The sequence below is a fragment of the Paracoccus aestuarii genome (assembly GCF_028553885.1).
Lineage (GTDB): Bacteria > Pseudomonadota > Alphaproteobacteria > Rhodobacterales > Rhodobacteraceae > Paracoccus > Paracoccus aestuarii.
On record NZ_CP067169.1, the window covers coordinates 1836852 to 1852028 of the forward strand.

The 15177-nt window shown below is 69.4% G+C and carries 16 protein-coding genes and 1 pseudogene; 13 read left to right on the top strand and 4 right to left on the bottom strand.

Annotation, left to right across the window (positions count from 1 at the left end; all coding sequences use genetic code 11):
• Positions 1-38 precede the first annotated feature (38 nt).
• The gene (locus JHW48_RS09365) at positions 39-1196 is read left to right on the top strand and encodes a KpsE/RkpR family capsule polysaccharide export protein (protein ID WP_119887837.1); all 1158 of its coding nucleotides are present in this window, start codon (positions 39-41) and stop codon (positions 1194-1196) included.
• Entirely contained in the window at positions 1193-1861 is a 669-nt protein-coding gene (locus tag JHW48_RS09370) for an ABC transporter ATP-binding protein (protein ID WP_119887836.1), read from the top strand. The genes JHW48_RS09365 and JHW48_RS09370 overlap by 4 nt, the downstream gene beginning before the upstream one ends.
• 22 nt (positions 1862-1883) lie before the next feature.
• Here the strand turns inward: JHW48_RS09370 and JHW48_RS09375 are convergent, their stop codons facing one another.
• Entirely contained in the window at positions 1884-2267 is a 384-nt protein-coding gene (locus tag JHW48_RS09375; protein ID WP_119887835.1) for a DUF2147 domain-containing protein, read from the bottom strand.
• A 140-nt stretch (positions 2268-2407) separates the two neighbouring features.
• On the opposite strand from JHW48_RS09375, the gene hisA reads away from it, so the two are divergent.
• The 9 genes and pseudogenes from hisA to glmM all read left to right on the top strand — a co-directional run bounded on the left by hisA (position 2408) and on the right by glmM (position 9952).
• Positions 2408-3124, top strand: coding sequence for a 1-(5-phosphoribosyl)-5-[(5-phosphoribosylamino)methylideneamino]imidazole-4-carboxamide isomerase (gene hisA / locus JHW48_RS09380; RefSeq protein ID WP_119887834.1), 717 nt, complete (start codon positions 2408-2410; stop codon positions 3122-3124).
• A 28-nt stretch (positions 3125-3152) separates the two neighbouring features.
• On the top strand, positions 3153-3914 hold the full coding sequence (gene hisF, locus JHW48_RS09385; RefSeq protein ID WP_119887833.1) for an imidazole glycerol phosphate synthase subunit HisF: 762 nt from the start codon (positions 3153-3155) through the stop codon (positions 3912-3914).
• Positions 3911-4219, top strand: a complete 309-nt coding sequence (locus JHW48_RS09390; RefSeq protein WP_119887832.1) for a phosphoribosyl-ATP diphosphatase — start codon at positions 3911-3913, stop codon at positions 4217-4219. Before hisF ends, JHW48_RS09390 begins: the two co-directional genes overlap by 4 nt.
• Positions 4220-4333: 114 nt before the next feature.
• A pseudogene (gene accB / locus JHW48_RS09395) lies at positions 4334-4854 on the top strand (acetyl-CoA carboxylase biotin carboxyl carrier protein).
• Positions 4855-4859: 5 nt separating this feature from the next.
• A complete protein-coding gene (accC, locus tag JHW48_RS09400) occupies positions 4860-6206 on the top strand; it encodes an acetyl-CoA carboxylase biotin carboxylase subunit (protein WP_119887783.1) in 1347 nt (448 codons plus the stop codon).
• Positions 6207-6212: 6 nt separating this feature from the next.
• A complete protein-coding gene (gene aat / locus JHW48_RS09405) occupies positions 6213-6830 on the top strand; it encodes a leucyl/phenylalanyl-tRNA--protein transferase (protein WP_119887779.1) in 618 nt (205 codons plus the stop codon).
• Between the two features lie 73 nt (positions 6831-6903).
• Positions 6904-7620, top strand: a complete 717-nt coding sequence (locus JHW48_RS09410) for a dihydroneopterin aldolase (protein ID WP_119887780.1) — start codon at positions 6904-6906, stop codon at positions 7618-7620.
• The gene (folP, locus tag JHW48_RS09415; RefSeq protein WP_119887781.1) at positions 7620-8612 is read left to right on the top strand and encodes a dihydropteroate synthase; all 993 of its coding nucleotides are present in this window, start codon (positions 7620-7622) and stop codon (positions 8610-8612) included. The genes JHW48_RS09410 and folP overlap by 1 nt, the downstream gene beginning before the upstream one ends.
• Complete coding sequence (glmM, locus tag JHW48_RS09420) at positions 8609-9952, top strand: phosphoglucosamine mutase (RefSeq protein ID WP_119887782.1); 1344 nt, start codon at positions 8609-8611, stop codon at positions 9950-9952. Before folP ends, glmM begins: the two co-directional genes overlap by 4 nt.
• Before the next feature lie 65 nt (positions 9953-10017).
• Here glmM and JHW48_RS09425 read toward each other — a convergent pair whose 3' ends face one another.
• Both JHW48_RS09425 and dksA read right to left on the bottom strand, forming a co-directional pair.
• On the bottom strand, positions 10018-11142 hold the full coding sequence (locus tag JHW48_RS09425; RefSeq protein WP_119887723.1) for an FAD-dependent monooxygenase: 1125 nt from the start codon (positions 11140-11142) through the stop codon (positions 10018-10020).
• A gap of 3 nt (positions 11143-11145) precedes the next feature.
• Positions 11146-11568 carry an RNA polymerase-binding protein DksA gene (gene dksA / locus JHW48_RS09430; protein WP_119887722.1) on the bottom strand — a complete coding sequence of 141 codons (423 nt, stop codon included), beginning with the start codon at positions 11566-11568 and terminating at the stop codon, positions 11146-11148.
• 173 nt (positions 11569-11741) lie between these two features.
• Between dksA and JHW48_RS09435 the strand changes: the two genes are divergently transcribed.
• On the top strand, positions 11742-12584 hold the full coding sequence (locus JHW48_RS09435; RefSeq protein WP_119887721.1) for an AAA family ATPase: 843 nt from the start codon (positions 11742-11744) through the stop codon (positions 12582-12584).
• A 122-nt stretch (positions 12585-12706) separates the two neighbouring features.
• On the top strand, positions 12707-13993 hold the full coding sequence (locus JHW48_RS09440) for an O-acetylhomoserine aminocarboxypropyltransferase/cysteine synthase family protein (RefSeq protein ID WP_119887720.1): 1287 nt from the start codon (positions 12707-12709) through the stop codon (positions 13991-13993).
• Positions 13994-14029: 36 nt separating this feature from the next.
• Here the strand turns inward: JHW48_RS09440 and JHW48_RS09445 are convergent, their stop codons facing one another.
• Complete coding sequence (locus JHW48_RS09445) at positions 14030-14977, bottom strand: SIMPL domain-containing protein (protein ID WP_119887719.1); 948 nt, start codon at positions 14975-14977, stop codon at positions 14030-14032.
• Positions 14978-15177 lie beyond the last annotated feature (200 nt).

The window sequence follows — 15177 nt, forward strand, 5'->3', positions numbered from 1 at the left end:
AAGCGCCCGGCGCGGGTCCCGGAAAGCCTGGCCCCCAGATGCAGGCCAAAATCGACGCGGCGCTTCAGAAACCTGTCCTGCCCCCCGCGGCCGAGGCCAAGCTGGAACGGCGCCATTACGGCATGGCGATCAGCTTTCTGATCGCGGTGGTCATCCCGGTCATCGTCAGCGCATGGTACATCTATGCCCGGGCGGCGGATCAATACGCCTCATATGTCGGCTTTTCGGTGCGCAGCGAATCCGCGGCCAGCCCGGGCGACGTGCTGGGGGGGCTGGGCTCGCTGGTGGGGGTGACCTCCAGCTCGACCACGGACACCGACATCCTCTACAAGTTCATCCAGAGCCGCGACCTGGTCGAGCGGGTGAATGCCCGCATCGACCTGCGCGAGGTCTGGTCCAAGGCGCCCAATGACCCGGTCTTCGCCTTTCGCGGCACCACCGCGCTGGAGGATCTGGTCAAGGAATGGGACCGCAAGGTCCGCATTCATTACGACACCGGCATGATCGACCTGCGCATCCTGGCCTTCGACCCCCAGGACGCCCAGGACATCGCCCGCGCCATCCTGGACGAGGGCGGCATCCTGATCAACGAGCTGAACGACATCGCCCGCGAGGACACGCTGCGCTATGCCCGCGACGAGCTGGAGCGCGCCCAGGAACGCCTGCGCGTCGCCCGCCAGGAGGTGACCGAGTTCCGCAACCGCTATCAGCTGGTCGATCCGCAGGCCGATGTGCAGGGCCAGCTGGGCGTGGTCAGCAGCCTGCAGCAGCAGCTGGCCGACCAGCTGGTTTCGCTCGGGCTGCTGCGCGCCAATGCCCAGCCCTCGGATCCGCGCATCAGCCAGACCGAGCTGCGCATCGAGGTCATCCGCGAACAGATCGAGGCCGAGCGCCAGAAGTTCGGATCCGAAAGCGAGGGCGTGGCCCTGTCGGACGTGGTGGGCCAATACGAGATCCTGGCCGTCGACCGCCAATTCGCGGAAACCAGCTATACCGCCGCGCTGGCCAGCTACGAGACCGCCCGGGCCGAGGCGGTGCGCCAGTCGCGCTACCTGGCGCCCTATATCCGCCCGACCCTGGCGCAGGAGGCCGAATTCCCGCAGCGCGCCATGCTGCTGGCGATGATCGCGGGTTTCCTGCTGATCCTGTGGGTTATCGGCAGCCTGATCTTCTACAGCCTGCGCGACCGGCGATGATCCATCTGCAGAACCTGACCAAGGTCTATCGGCTGAACGGCAAGAAGAAGGTGGTGGCCGACGACATCACGGCCACCTTCCCCACCGGCATGTCCGTGGCGCTGCTGGGGCGCAACGGGGCGGGGAAATCGTCGCTGCTGCGGATGATTTCGGGGGCGATGCTGCCGACATCAGGCCGGATCCTGTCCACGGGCACGATCAGCTGGCCGGTGGGTTTCGCGGGGTCCTTCAACAGCGAGCTGACGGGCGAGCAGAACTGTCGCTTCGTGGCGCGGCTCTACGGCGTGAACACCGACGAGCTGTTGCATTTCGTCGAGGATTTTGCCGAGCTGGGTGACCATTTCCGCCTGCCGATCCGCACCTATTCCTCGGGGATGCGGTCGCGGCTGGCCTTCGGCCTGTCCATGGCGGTGCCCTTCGACACCTATCTGGTGGACGAGGTTTCGGCCGTGGGGGACGCGGCCTTCAAGGCCAAGTCGAACCAGGTCTTTCACGACCGCATGTCGCGGGCGGGCGCGATCGTGGTGGCCCACCAGATGGGCACCCTGCGCCAGCTGTGCCAAGCGGGCGCGGTGCTGGAGGGGGGCAAGCTGACCTTCTATCCCGATATCGACGAGGCCATCGCCGCCCATATGGCGAATATGGGTCAGGGCAAGGCCGGTTGATCCGCCGGCCCCGCCCCTGCCCTCACTGGACCTTGGCCCAGGTCTGGCTGCTGCAGAGCAGGCCGCCCGCGATGCATCCCGACAGGCTCATCCGGTTGCCCGACACGCTGGCCTTGCCGCGATAGACCTTGTCGTTGGACGGGCGCCAGACGCGGCCCGAATACTCGCCATTGCCCTGTGGCGCCATGTCGATGACGATCTGGCGGCCCAGGTTCGGCGATGCGTATTCGGCATTGCCGCGGAAGGTGCGGGTGATCGTCCCGCAATAGGCACCCCCGCAGGGCGCGACCGTGACATGGGCGAATGCCCCGTCATCGGGCTGGGTCTGCCAGACCCCCTCGATCGGGTCGGCCATGGCCGCCCCCGCCGCCAGCGCGAAGGCACCGGCCAGAATGATGGTACGCATGAGAACTCCTCCCTCAAGGATGCGTCCAGATTGCTGCGCCGCGCGGCATCGGGCAAGCATGACGTGAGGTCCGCCCCTTGCCGCCCCCGCCCTGCCCATGGCAAAGGGGCGCCAACCGATCCTTCCAGCGGAGCCGCGCCATGATCCTCTATCCCGCCATCGACCTCAAGGACGGCAACTGCGTGCGCCTGCTGCGCGGCGACATGGAGGCCGCGACCGTCTTCGGCAGCGATCCCGCAGCCCAGGCCCGCGCCTTTCAGGATGCGGGCGCCGAATGGCTGCACCTGGTCGACCTGAACGGCGCCTTCGAGGGCAAGCCCGTCAACGCCGCCGCCGTCGAGGCGATCCTGGCCGCCGTCACCATCCCCACCCAGCTGGGCGGCGGCATCCGCGACATGGCGACGATCGAATCCTGGCTGGATCGCGGCCTGACCCGGGTGATCCTGGGCACCGTCGCGGTCGAGAACCCCGCCTTGGTGCGCGAGGCCGCCGACGCCTTTCCGGGCCGCATCGCGGTGGGCATCGACGCCCGCGCGGGCCGCGTGGCCACCCGCGGTTGGGCGACCGAGACCGACGTGAACGCCACCGACCTGGCGCGCCAGTTCCAGGACGCGGGCGTGGCCGCGATCATCTATACCGACATCGACCGCGACGGCGCGATGGGCGGCCCCAACATCACCGCCACCGAGGCCCTGGCCCGCGCGGTCACCATCCCGGTCATCGCCTCGGGCGGGGTGTCGTCGCTGGACGATCTGCGCGCGCTGGCCGAGACGCGGGTGATCGCGGGGGCGATCTCGGGGCGGGCGCTTTACGACGGGGCGCTGGATCTGGGCCAAGCGCTGAAGGCGCTGGCGTGACCGTGGCATCGCGCAAGGGGGCCCGGCCATGCTGAAGACCCGCATCATCCCCTGCCTGGACGTGGCCGATGGCCGGGTCGTCAAGGGCGTGAACTTCGTCGATCTGCGCGATGCGGGCGATCCGGTCGAGGCCGCCCGCGCCTATGACGCCGCCGGCGCGGACGAGATCTGCTTTCTAGATATCCATGCCACGCATGAAAACCGCGGCACGATGTTCGATCTGGTGACGCGCACGGCCGAACAGTGCTTCGTGCCGCTGACAGTGGGGGGCGGCGTGCGCAGCCATCTGGACGTGCGCGCGCTGCTGCTGGCGGGGGCCGACAAGGTCAGCTTCAATTCCGCCGCCGTGGCCGACCCGGACGTGGTCGCCGCGGCCGCCGACCGCTTCGGCAGCCAGTGCATCGTCGTGGCCATCGACGCCAAGACCGTCGCGGATGGCCGGTGGGAGATCTTCACCCATGGCGGCAGAAAGCCCACCGGCATCGACGCCGTCGAATTTGCCCGCACCGTGGAGGCCAAGGGCGCGGGCGAGATCCTGTTGACCTCGATGGACCGGGACGGCACGCGGGCGGGCTTCAACCTGCCCCTGACCCGCGCCATCGCCGATGCGGTCAGCGTGCCGGTCATTGCATCGGGCGGCGTCGGCACGCTGGATCACCTGGTCGAAGGCGTGACCCAAGGCCATGCCAGCGCGGTCCTGGCCGCCAGCATCTTCCATTTCGGCACCCATACCATCGCCGAGGCCAAGGCCCATATGGCCGCCGCCGGCATCCCCATGAGGCTGACATGACCCCGATCCAGCGCCTGGCCGCCACGATCCAGTCCCGCCGCGGCGCCGATCCCGACAGCAGCTGGACCGCGCGCCTGCTGTCCAAGGGCCCCGAGAAATGCGCCGAGAAATTCGGCGAGGAATCCGTCGAGGCGATCATCGAGGCCGTCCGCGGCGACCGCGACCGCCTGACCGCCGAGGCGGCGGATGTGGTCTTTCACCTGCTTGTGATGCTGGCCGCCCGCGATCTGACCCTGGCCGATGTCGAGGCCGAACTGGAACGCCGCGAGGGCCGGTCGGGCCTGGACGAAAAGGCGGCGCGCTGAGCGCAAATTTTCCCTTGCGGAAACCCGACCCTTCCCCTCGGGCAGGCACAGGGGCTATAAGCCCCGCAATCGCCGCCGGTGGATGCGGCATGACGAAAGATCGCAGAGGACGGCATGAGCAACGATTCCAACCCCGACAAGCATCACGACGGCGACGTGGCCTTCATCCGGTCGCTTGCCGAACTGCTGAACGCCAGCGAGCTGAACGAGATCCAGGTCAAGCGCGAATATGGCGAACATGACCGCCTGACCGTCAGCCTGACCAAGCAGGGCAAGCAGGTCGTCTATGCCCAAGCGCCCAGCAGGCCGCCCCCGCCCCCGCCCCCGCCGCCTCTCCCGCAGCGCCCCAGGCAGCCGCAACCCCCGCGGCCGCAGCCCCCGGCGCCGATCCCGCATCGCTGCCCGGCGCGGTCGCATCGCCCATGGTCGGCACCGCCTATCTGTCGGCCGAACCGGGCGCCGCCCCCTTCGTCAGCGTCGGCCAGGCCGTGGCCGAGGGCGACACGCTGATGATCGTTGAGGCGATGAAGACCATGAACCACATCCCCGCCCCCCGTGCGGGCACGGTGCGCCGCATCCTGGTCGATGACGGCAGCCCGGTCGAATTCGGCACGCCCCTGATGATCGTCGAGTGACGCCGATGTTCGACAAGATCCTCATCGCCAACCGGGGCGAGATCGCGCTGCGCGTGATCCGCGCCTGCCGCGAGATGGGCATCGCCTCGGTCGCGGTCCATTCCACCGCCGATGCCGATGCGATGCATGTCCGCATGGCCGACGAATCGGTGTGCATCGGGCCGCCTTCCTCGGCGCAAAGCTATCTGTCGATGCCCGCGCTGATCTCGGCCTGCGAGATTACGGGCGCGCAGGCGATCCATCCGGGCTATGGCTTTCTGTCGGAGAATGCCGGCTTCGTGCAGATGCTGGAAGATCACGACATCACATTCATCGGCCCGCGCGCGGAACATATCCGCATCATGGGCGACAAGATCACCGCCAAGGACACGATGAAGGCCCTGGGCGTCCCTTGCGTGCCCGGCAGCGACGGCGGCGTGAACGATGTGGACGAGGCCAAGCGCGTCGCCGCGGAAATCGGCTATCCGGTCATCATCAAGGCGACCGCAGGCGGCGGCGGCCGCGGCATGAAGGTCGCGGAAAACGAGGCGGGCCTGGAGGTCGCCTTCCGCACCGCCCGGTCCGAGGCCAAGGCCGCCTTCGGAAATCCGGACGTCTATATCGAGAAATACCTGCAGAAGCCCCGCCATATCGAGATCCAGGTCTTTGGCGACGGCAAGGGCCGCGCCGTGCATCTGGGCGAACGCGACTGTTCGCTGCAGCGCCGCCACCAGAAGGTGCTTGAGGAGGCCCCCGGCCCCGCCATCACCGCCGAACAGCGCGCCCGCATCGGCAAGGTCTGCGCCGATGCGGTGGCCAAGATCGGCTATGCCGGCGCCGGCACGATCGAATTCCTGTTCGAGGATGGCGAGTTCTACTTCATCGAGATGAACACCCGCCTGCAGGTCGAACATCCGGTGACCGAGGCGATCTTCGGCGTCGATCTGGTCCGCCAGCAGATCCGCGTCGCCGCCGGCCTGCCGATGGAGTTCCACCAGGAGGATCTGGTCATCAACGGCCATTCCATCGAGGTGCGGATCAACGCCGAAAAGGTGCCCAGCTTCTCGCCCTGCCCGGGCAAGGTGACCCAGTATCACGCCCCGGGCGGGCTGGGGGTGCGTATGGATTCGGCGCTTTATCAGGGCTATTCGATCCCGCCCTATTACGACAGCCTGATCGGCAAGCTGATCGTGCATGGCCGCGACCGCGACGAGGCGCTGTCGCGCCTGTCGCGCGCCCTGGGCGAGCTGATCGTGGACGGGGTGGACACGACCGTGCCCTTGTTCCGCGACCTTCTGGCCGAGCCGGACATCCAGTCGGGGAACTACTCGATCCACTGGCTGGAACGCTGGCTGGCCAAGCATTACGCCTGAGGCCCGATGCTGGACCCCGCGCAGCTGCTGTCAGGCTATGCGCGGGGCGTCTTTCCCATGGCGGAAAGCGCGGATGACGACCGGCTCTACTGGTTCGACCCGCCCTTTCGGGGGGTCCTGCCGGTGGGGGGCGTGCATGCCTCGCGCTCGCTGCGCCGGTCACTGCGCCGTGGCGGCTGGAGCGCGCATCTGGATTGCGATTTCGCAGCCATCGTCGCTGCCTGCGCCGCGCGCGAGACGACCTGGATCAACGCGCCGCTGGCCCATCTCTATCAGCGGCTGCATGCGATGGGCCATGCCCATGCGATCGAGATCCGCCATGACGGCCGATTCGCGGGCGGCATCTTCGGTGTGACCCTGGGCGGGGCGTTTTTCGGCGAATCGATGATGTCGGCGCAGAAGGATGGCTCGAAGATGGCGCTGATCTTCACCTCGGCGCTGCTGCGGGATCGGGGGTTCCGGCTGTTCGACACCCAGTTCCTGACCCCCCACCTGGCCCGCATGGGCGGGATCGAGATCACCCGCGCCACCTATCGCCAGCAATTGGCCCGCGCCCTGCGCGTTCAGGCCGACCTGAGGGCGGGGCCGATGCCCACGGCCGATCAGGTTCTGGCCGCCCCGTGACGGGTTTTCGCCGGTCCGGCCAAAGACGGTCGCGAGGGCTTGCCTGAGGGCGCGAATTGCGATGAATGGCGCCATGGAACAGCCCGACCGCATCTTTCTGCGCGATCACGTCCTGTCGGCCGAGATCGGCGCCTTCCAGTCCGAGCGCGGCCGCGACCAGCGGCTGCGCTTTTCCCTGACGGTGGACCTGCGCGACCCGGTCAGCGGGGCCGGCGACCGGGTCGACGCGATCCTGTCCTATGACGTGCTGACGCGGGCGGTGGACACGGCGCTGGCCGATCGCCGCTATGACCTGGTCGAGACCTTGGCCGAACGCATCGCAGCCGAGGTGCTGGCCCATCCCCGCGCCGCCCGCATCGCCGTGACCGTCGAGAAGCTGGATCGCGGGCCGGGGGCGCTCGGCGTCTCGATCATGCGCGACAGAGGGCGGGTGGCGGCGACCGGCGCGGACAGCCCCTTCGACATCCTGCTGGACGGGGCGCAGGCACCCAAAGGTGCCGCCGTGATCCTGCCGCCCGCCGCCCCTGCCGAGGCCCGGGGGCCCCATGCCCGGCGCATCGCGCTGCTGGCCTTGGACCAGGCGGCCTGGGCCTTGGCCGGCGATCGCGGGCTGGAGGTGGCGGCCACATGGACCGAGATCGAGGCCGCGGCCCTGACGGGCCAGGCGGTGGTCTGGGCTCCGGCGCTGCTGGCCGGCGATCATCCCGATGCGGGGCTGGCCCCGGCCGATCTGGCGCGCTGGCTGGCCGGGCGGATGCGCGGCGCAAGGCTGGCCGAGCCGGGGGCGTGATGGCGGGGCGATCCTATTTCCGCCCCATCCCCCAGGCCCAGGGAGGGCGCTGGCGGCTGGCAGGCGGCTGGACCGGGTTCTCGCAGCTGGAACGCCTGACGCGCGGCGCGCCCCCTCGTATCGTCGATGACGCCCCGGCCGAGGTTCTGGCCGCGCTGACCGCGCCCCGCGCGCCGGTGGCCGGGCTGGCGATGGACCGCCCGCGACTGATGGGCATCGTGAACGCGACCCCCGACAGCTTTTCCGACGGCGGCCGCTATGACCCCGTGGCGCATCTGCGCGCGCTGGCCGATGCGGGGGCCGCGATCCTGGACATCGGCGGCGAATCCACCCGCCCCGGCGCCGATGAGATCGACCCCGCGACCGAGACCGCCCGCATCCTGCCCGCGATCCGCGCCGCGCGGGGGCTGGCGCCGGTCTCGGTCGATACGCGCAAGGCGGCGGTCGCACAGGCGGCCATCGCGGCGGGGGCGGTGATGGTCAACGACGTCTCGGGGCTGGATTTCGACCCCGGGCTGGCGGATGTCGTGGCGGCGTCGGACCTGCCCTTGTGCCTGATGCATGCCCAAGGCCTGCCGCAGGACATGCAGGACGATCCGCGCTATGACGACGTGCTGCTGGACGTCTTCGACGCGCTGGAGGCACGGATCGCGCGGGCCGAGGCGGCGGGCATCGCGCGCGACCGGATCATCGTCGATCCCGGTATCGGCTTCGGCAAGACCGAGGCGCATAATCTTTCCATCCTGCGCCGCATTTCGCTGTATCATGGGCTGGGATGTCCGATCCTGCTGGGCGTGTCGCGCAAGCGCTTCATCGGCCGGATCGGCCGGGCCGATCCCCCCGCCGCCCGCATGCCGGGCACGCTGGCGCTGAGCGTCGCGGCGATCGCGCAGGGGGTCCAGATCCACCGCGTCCATGACGTGGCGGAGCATGCACAGGCGCTGCGGGTGATCGCGGCCCTCAACGACAAAGAGGACGAGGCAGAGCGATGACACGGAAGCTGTTCGGAACAGACGGCGTGCGGGGACGCGCCAACACCCATCCCATGACCGCCGAGATGGCCCTGCGGCTTGGGGCCGCCGCCGGTCGGTATTTCCGCCGCGACGGGCGCAACCGGCACCGCGTGGTGATCGGCAAGGATACCCGCCTGTCGGGCTATATGCTGGAAAACGCGCTGACCGCGGGGCTGACCAGCACGGGGATGAACGTGCTGCTGCTGGGCCCGGTGCCGACGCCGGCGGTGGGGTTCCTGACGCGGTCCATGCGGGCGGATCTGGGGATCATGATCTCGGCCAGCCACAACCCGGCCGAGGATAACGGCATCAAGTTCTTCGGGCCCGACGGCTTCAAGCTGTCCGATACCGCCGAGGCCGAGATCGAGGCGCTGCTGGCGACCGAGATCCAGCCCGCCCAGCCCGCCAATATCGGCCGCGCCAAGCGGATCGAGGACGGGCGCGGGCGCTATATGGAATATGCCAAGACGACCTTTCCGGCGGGCCTGCGGCTGGACGGGCTGCGGGTGGTGCTGGACTGCGCCCATGGCGCGGCCTATCGCGCGGCGCCCGACGTGCTGTGGGAGCTTGGGGCCGACGTGATCCCCTTGGGCGTCAAGCCCGACGGGTTCAACATCAATGACGGCGTGGGCAGCACCCATCCCGAGGCCTGCGCCGCCGCGGTGCGCGAGCATGGGGCCGATCTGGGGATCAGCCTGGACGGGGATGCCGACCGCGTGGTGATCGTGGACCAGACCGGCCGGGTGGCCGATGGCGACCAGATCATGGCGCTGTTGGCCGGGCGGTGGGCCGATCAGGGCCGCCTGTCGGGGGGCGCGCTGGTGGCCACGGTCATGTCGAACCTGGGGCTGGAGCATTTCCTGGATGCGCGCGGCGTGCGGCTGGAGCGGACGCAGGTCGGCGACCGCTATGTCGTCGAGCGGATGCGCGAGGGGGGCTTCAACCTGGGCGGCGAGCAGTCGGGCCATATCGTGATGACCGACTATGCCACGACCGGCGACGGGCTGGTCGCGGCGATGCAGGTGCTGGCCGCCATGGCCGAGAGCGGCCGCCCCGCCAGCGAGCTGGTCAGCCAGTTCGACCCGGTGCCGCAGATGCTGAAGAACGTGCGCTATGCGGCGGGTTCCGATCCCTTGGGCGCGGACGGCGTGCGCCGGGTCATCGCCGATGCCGAGGCGCGGTTGGCCGGGCATGGCCGGGTGCTGATCCGCAAGTCGGGCACCGAGCCGCTGATCCGCGTCATGGCCGAGGCCGAGGACGAGACCGTCCTGCGCGAGGTCGTGGACGGCATCGTGGCGGCGGTGGAACAGGCGGCCTGATTGCGTCCCGCGACTGCCGGGGGCCAGCCCCCCGGACCCCCGGACCGACGACCCCCGCGCGCCGGTCAGGCCGTGGGATCGAAATCGTAGAGCCAGTCGAAGCGCCCCGGCATGAAGGAGGGCGCCACCCGGTCCGCCACGCGCAGGACCGCATGGCCGACCAGCCGCCGCGCCCCGCTGAGGTGATAGTTGCGGGCATTGGCATTGGCCGCCGCCACGATGCGCCCGACCCGCGGCGCGCGCGCGGCCTGATAGCGGGCCAGCGCACGCGGCTGGTCGGGATCGCGGTCGAGGCAATCGGCGAGGATCCAGGCATCCTCGATCGCCATGCCCGCCCCTTGGGCCAGGAATGGCAGGGTCGGATGGGCGGCGTCGCCCAGAAGCGCCAAGCGGTCGTCATGCCAGACCCGCGCGACCTCGTGCCGGAAGAGGCCCCAGAGGTTCACGCGGCCCACCCGGTCCAGCCAGCCCGGCACCGGGCCTCCCAGATCCGCGAAGCTGCGGCGCAGGTCCTTGGCGTCGCCCGGGCGGGACCAGCCCTCGTCCTGCCAGTCATGGCTTTCCTGCACGGCGACCAGGTTGCGGCGGCCGCCCTGCAGGGGATAGGTCACCAGATGGCGGCCGGGGGCCATGAAGACCTGCGCCTCGGGCGCGGCCTGGAAATTGTCGTCGATGACGGCGCGCCAGGCGATGTGATGGGTGAAGAACGGAACCTCGACCCCGTTCAGGATGGCGCGGCGGGGGCTGCGCAGCCCGTCGGCGGCGATGATCAGGGGGGCGTCGGGCAGGCCGTCCACCGCCCGGCCCAGATGCAGCGTCACGCCCGCATCCCGCGCGGCATCGGCCAGCAGCGCGATCAGCGCGGCGCGGTGGATCATCAGGAAGCGCGCATCGGGGCGGTGCGCCGCCAGGTCCATGCGCAGCACCCGGCGGCCCGTCGCATCGTTCAACTGGACGGCGCGGTTGCGCAAAGCCGCCGCGTCCAGCGCCCCGCGCAGGCCGAGCGCGTCCAGCGCCCGCACCGCATTGGGCGACAGCTGGATGCCCGCGCCTACCTCGGTCAGGGCGGGGGCCTGTTCATGGACCTCGACCCGTGCGCCGCGCCGCGCCAAGGCCAGGGCGGCGGTCAGCCCGCCGATGCCGCCGCCGATCACGGCGACGGGGCGCGATGCCAAGGCCCCGGCGGTCATGGGTCAGTCGTCGCGGTGGACGCGTTCCTTGCGCTCGTGGCGCTCCTGGGCCTCCAGCGTCATGGTCGCGATGGGGCGGGCATCCAGGCGGCGCAGGCTGATCGGTTCGCCCGTCATCTCGCAATAGCCGAAATCGCCGGTCTCGATGCGGCGGAGGGCGGCGTCGATCTTGCTGACCAGCTTGCGCTGGCGGTCGCGGGTGCGCAGCTCCAGCGCGCGGTCGGTCTCCTCGCTGGCGCGGTCGGCCAGGTCGGGGACGGCGCGGGCGCTGTCCTGCAGCCCCTCCAGCGTCTCGGCGGACTGGCTGAGCAATTCCTGTTTCCAGGCCTCCAGCTTCCTGCGGAAATATTCGAGCTGACGCTCGTTCATGAAGGGTTCGTCCTCGGCGGGACGGTAATCCTGGGGCAGGAAGGTCTGGGCTTTCATTACGTCCTCCGGCAGTGCCGGGCGGAGCAAAATTACCGGCACCTTGGGCGCCCCCTTAAAGTATGACACGCGGCTTGTCACTAGGGTTGAGCGCGCTAATCATGCGCGACATGCAATTCCGCGCGAGGCCCGGGACGGATGGTCCAGATGCCTCGGCCGAAAGGAGAGTTCTGATGCAATTCACGGGAACCGACCGCTATGTGGCCCCGCCCGACCTGGCGCTGGCGGTGAATGCGGCGATGACGCTGGAACGCCCGCTGCTGGTCAAGGGCGAGCCGGGCACCGGCAAGACCGAGCTGGCCCGTCAGGTGGCAGACAGCCTGGGGATGCCGATCATCGAATGGCATGTGAAATCGACCACCAAGGCGCAGCAGGGGCTTTACGAATACGATGCCGTCAGCCGGCTGCGCGACAGCCAGCTAGGCGAGGCGCGGGTCCATGACGTCGCCAACTACATTCGCCGCGGCAAGCTGTGGCAGGCCTTCGAGGCGCCGTCCCGCGTCGTCTTGCTGATCGACGAGGTGGACAAGGCCGATATCGAGTTCCCCAACGACCTGCTGCAGGAGTTGGACCGGATGGAGTTCCATGTCTACGAGACCGGCCAGACGGTGCGCGCGGCGCAGCGGCCGGTGGTGATCATCACCTCGAACAACGAGAAGGAGCTGCCGGATGCGTTTCTGCGGCGGTGCTTCTTTCACTATATCCGCTTTCCCGATGCCGAGACGCTGAAGGCCATCGTGGAGGTCCATCACCCCGGCCTGAAGCCGCGCCTGCTGGAGACGGCGCTGGCGCAGTTCATGGAGCTGCGCGAGGTGCCGGGGCTGAAGAAGAAGCCCTCGACCAGCGAGTTCCTGGATTGGCTGAAGCTGATCCTGGCCGAGGATCTGGCGCCCGAGGATCTGGCGCGGGATCCGGTCACGATGCTGCCGCGGCTGCATGGGGCGCTGCTGAAGAACGAGCAGGATGTGGCGTTGTTCGAGAAGCTGGCCTTCATGGCGCGGCGGCAGGGGCGGTAGGGGGGCGCTGCCCCCCGTCCTGCGGACTCCCCCCGGGGTATTTCGCAACGGAGAAATCGGGCCGTTGCCTCGCGAGGCGATCGGCGGATAGGCTGAGCGCGGATTACGGCAGGGAGGACGCGATGGGCGACGGACAGGGTTTCGACACGATGGCCATTCATGCGGGGGCTGAGGCCGATCCCGCGACCGGCGCGCGGCAGGTGCCGATCTATCAGACGACGGCCTATGCGTTCCGCGATGCGGATCAGGCGGCGCGTTTGTTCAATCTGCAGGAGGTGGGCTATATCTATTCGCGCCTGACCAACCCCACCGTGGCGGCGCTGCAGGCGCGCATCGCCGCGCTGGAGGGGGGCGCGGGCGCGGTCTGCTGTTCGTCGGGCCATGCGGCGCAGATCATGGCGCTGTTTCCCCTGATGGCGCCGGGGCGCAACATCGTCGCCTCGACGCGGCTTTACGGCGGGACGGTCACGCAGTTCAGCCATACGATCCGGCGGTTCGGCTGGTCCGCCAAATTCGTCGATTTCGACGATCCGGAGGCGCTGCGGGCGGCAATCGATGACGACACGCGGGCGGTGTTCTGCGAATCGATCAGCAATCCTGGCGGGTCGGTGACCGACATTCCGGCGGTGGCGGCCATCGCGGATGCGGCGGGGGTGCCGCTGATCGTCGACAACACGCTGGCCACGCCCTATCTGTGCCGCCCGATCGAGATGGGCGCCACGCTGGTCGTGCACAGCCTGACGAAATACATGACGGGCAACGGCACCGTCACCGGCGGGGTCGTGGTGGACAGTGGCACCTTCGACTGGTCGGCCAGCGACAAGTTTCCCAGCCTGTCGGCGCCCGAGCCCGCCTATCACGGCATGGTCTTTCACCAGACCTTCGGCGCGATGGCCTTCACCTTTCACGGGATCGCCGTGGGCTTGCGCGATCTGGGCATGACGATGAACCCGCAGGGCGCGCATTACACGCTGATGGGGATCGAGACCCTGCCCCTGCGCATGGCCCGCCATGTCGAGAACGCGCAGAAGATCGCCGCCTGGCTGGAGGCCGATCCGCGGGTCGAGCGCGTGACCTATGCGGGGCTGGACAGCTCGCCCTGGAACGCGGTGGCGCGGCGGCTTTATCCCAAGGGGGCGGGGGCGCTGTTCACCTTTGCGATCAAGGGCGGGTATGAGGCGGCGGTGCGGCTGGTCGACGGGCTGGCGCTGTTCAGCCATGTGGCCAACCTGGGCGATGCGCGGTCGCTGGTCATCCATTCGGCATCGACCACCCATCGCCAACTGACCGAGGAGCAGCAGCGCGCCGCCGGTGCCGCACCCGAGATCGTGCGCCTGTCCGTGGGGATCGAGGATGCCGATGACCTGATCGCCGATCTGGATCAGGCGCTGGCCAAGGCCACCGCCTGAGCGGTGCGGACCGGGTCGCCCCGGCCCGCAGCGGGATCAGTTGGCCGGCGCCTCGGCGTCCTCGGCTTCGGGTGCATCCATCAGGGGCGCGTCGGGCAGCGGCTCGACGATGCCCGGCACAATGGGTTCGTCCGGGGCGGGCGCGCCGTCGCCATGCATCGGCGGCACGACCGGCTCGGGTCGGTCGGCGCCGTCATCCTGGCCCGGGCCGTTGCGCGGACCGCGCGGGCCCATCGGGGCGCAGGCGCCGTCGCCGGTCAGGGCAAAGTCGATCTCGACCTGGGCGGCCATCTCGACCTGGCCGGGCTGGACGGGGACGCTGTCGGCCATCGCGGCCTCCATGCGCATCATCGGGCGGGGGCCGCCGCCACCGGTCTGCACGTCGCGCAGCGTCAGGATTGGGCCCAGGTCCACGCCCGCCGCCTCGGCCAGCAGCTCGGCCTTGCGTCGGGCATCCGCCACCGCGTCGCGGCGCGCCTCATCCTGGGCATCCGCACCGTCCTCGCGGGTGAAGCTGATGCCGCTGATCTCGTTCGCGCCGGCCCCGACGATGGCGTCCAGCACCTCGCCCAAGCGTTCCAGTTCGCTGACCCGGACCTGGACGGTGTTCACCGCCTGATAGCCGGTCACCGTCGGCGCCTGGCCGTCGCCATATTGCATCAGCGGGTTCAGGTTCAGGCCGGAGGTCTGGATGTCGTCCTCGGCGATGCCCGCGCCGGTCAGGGCGTCGATCACGGCGCGCTGCTGTTCGCTGTTCTGCGCCATCGCCTCGGCGGCGGTCTCGGCCTGGGTGGACACGCCCAGCTGGATGCTGGCCATGTCGGGCGCGATCCGCGCCTGGCCCTCGCCGGTCACGGTCAGGCGCGACGGCCCGGCATGGCCGCAGCCCATCGGCGCGGCCAGGGCGGGCGCGGCGCCCAAGGCGGCCAGCGCCACGGACAGCGCCAGGGGACGGGCAAGACGGGGGGTGAAATTCGCTCGCATCAGGGATCCTTTCTGATCATGCGCTCGGTGACTGTGTTGATGCCTTGGGCGGGGCGGGCTTCCTAGCCCCCAAAGCGCGAAAACCGATCACAGATCTGGCAGTTCTTCTTTCAACGCGACACAATTTGCGGTAGTGATTGGGATGAACAATGACGTCACGGGCATCGACCACGCGACGCACCCCGAGCAGTGAAGACACA

Bases quoted from the DNA above. Each gene is read 5' to 3' on its own strand.
- JHW48_RS09390 (WP_119887832.1), top strand. From the start codon at position 3,911: ATGACCCCGATCCAGCGCCTGGCCGCCACGATCCAGTCCCGCCGCGGC.
- aat (WP_119887779.1), top strand. From the start codon at position 6,213: ATGCTGGACCCCGCGCAGCTGCTGTCAGGCTATGCGCGGGGCGTCTTT.
- glmM (WP_119887782.1), top strand. From the start codon at position 8,609: ATGACACGGAAGCTGTTCGGAACAGACGGCGTGCGGGGACGCGCCAAC.
- JHW48_RS09370 (WP_119887836.1), top strand. From the start codon at position 1,193: ATGATCCATCTGCAGAACCTGACCAAGGTCTATCGGCTGAACGGCAAG.
- JHW48_RS09435 (WP_119887721.1), top strand. From the start codon at position 11,742: ATGCAATTCACGGGAACCGACCGCTATGTGGCCCCGCCCGACCTGGCG.
- JHW48_RS09410 (WP_119887780.1), top strand. From the start codon at position 6,904: ATGGAACAGCCCGACCGCATCTTTCTGCGCGATCACGTCCTGTCGGCC.
- JHW48_RS09445 (WP_119887719.1), bottom strand. From the start codon at position 14,977: ATGCGAGCGAATTTCACCCCCCGTCTTGCCCGTCCCCTGGCGCTGTCC.
- hisF (WP_119887833.1), top strand. From the start codon at position 3,153: ATGCTGAAGACCCGCATCATCCCCTGCCTGGACGTGGCCGATGGCCGG.
- JHW48_RS09425 (WP_119887723.1), bottom strand. From the start codon at position 11,142: ATGACCGCCGGGGCCTTGGCATCGCGCCCCGTCGCCGTGATCGGCGGC.
- JHW48_RS09440 (WP_119887720.1), top strand. From the start codon at position 12,707: ATGGGCGACGGACAGGGTTTCGACACGATGGCCATTCATGCGGGGGCT.
- folP (WP_119887781.1), top strand. From the start codon at position 7,620: ATGGCGGGGCGATCCTATTTCCGCCCCATCCCCCAGGCCCAGGGAGGG.
- JHW48_RS09375 (WP_119887835.1), bottom strand. From the start codon at position 2,267: ATGCGTACCATCATTCTGGCCGGTGCCTTCGCGCTGGCGGCGGGGGCG.
- JHW48_RS09365 (WP_119887837.1), top strand. From the start codon at position 39: ATGCAGGCCAAAATCGACGCGGCGCTTCAGAAACCTGTCCTGCCCCCC.
- hisA (WP_119887834.1), top strand. From the start codon at position 2,408: ATGATCCTCTATCCCGCCATCGACCTCAAGGACGGCAACTGCGTGCGC.
- dksA (WP_119887722.1), bottom strand. From the start codon at position 11,568: ATGAAAGCCCAGACCTTCCTGCCCCAGGATTACCGTCCCGCCGAGGAC.
- accC (WP_119887783.1), top strand. From the start codon at position 4,860: ATGTTCGACAAGATCCTCATCGCCAACCGGGGCGAGATCGCGCTGCGC.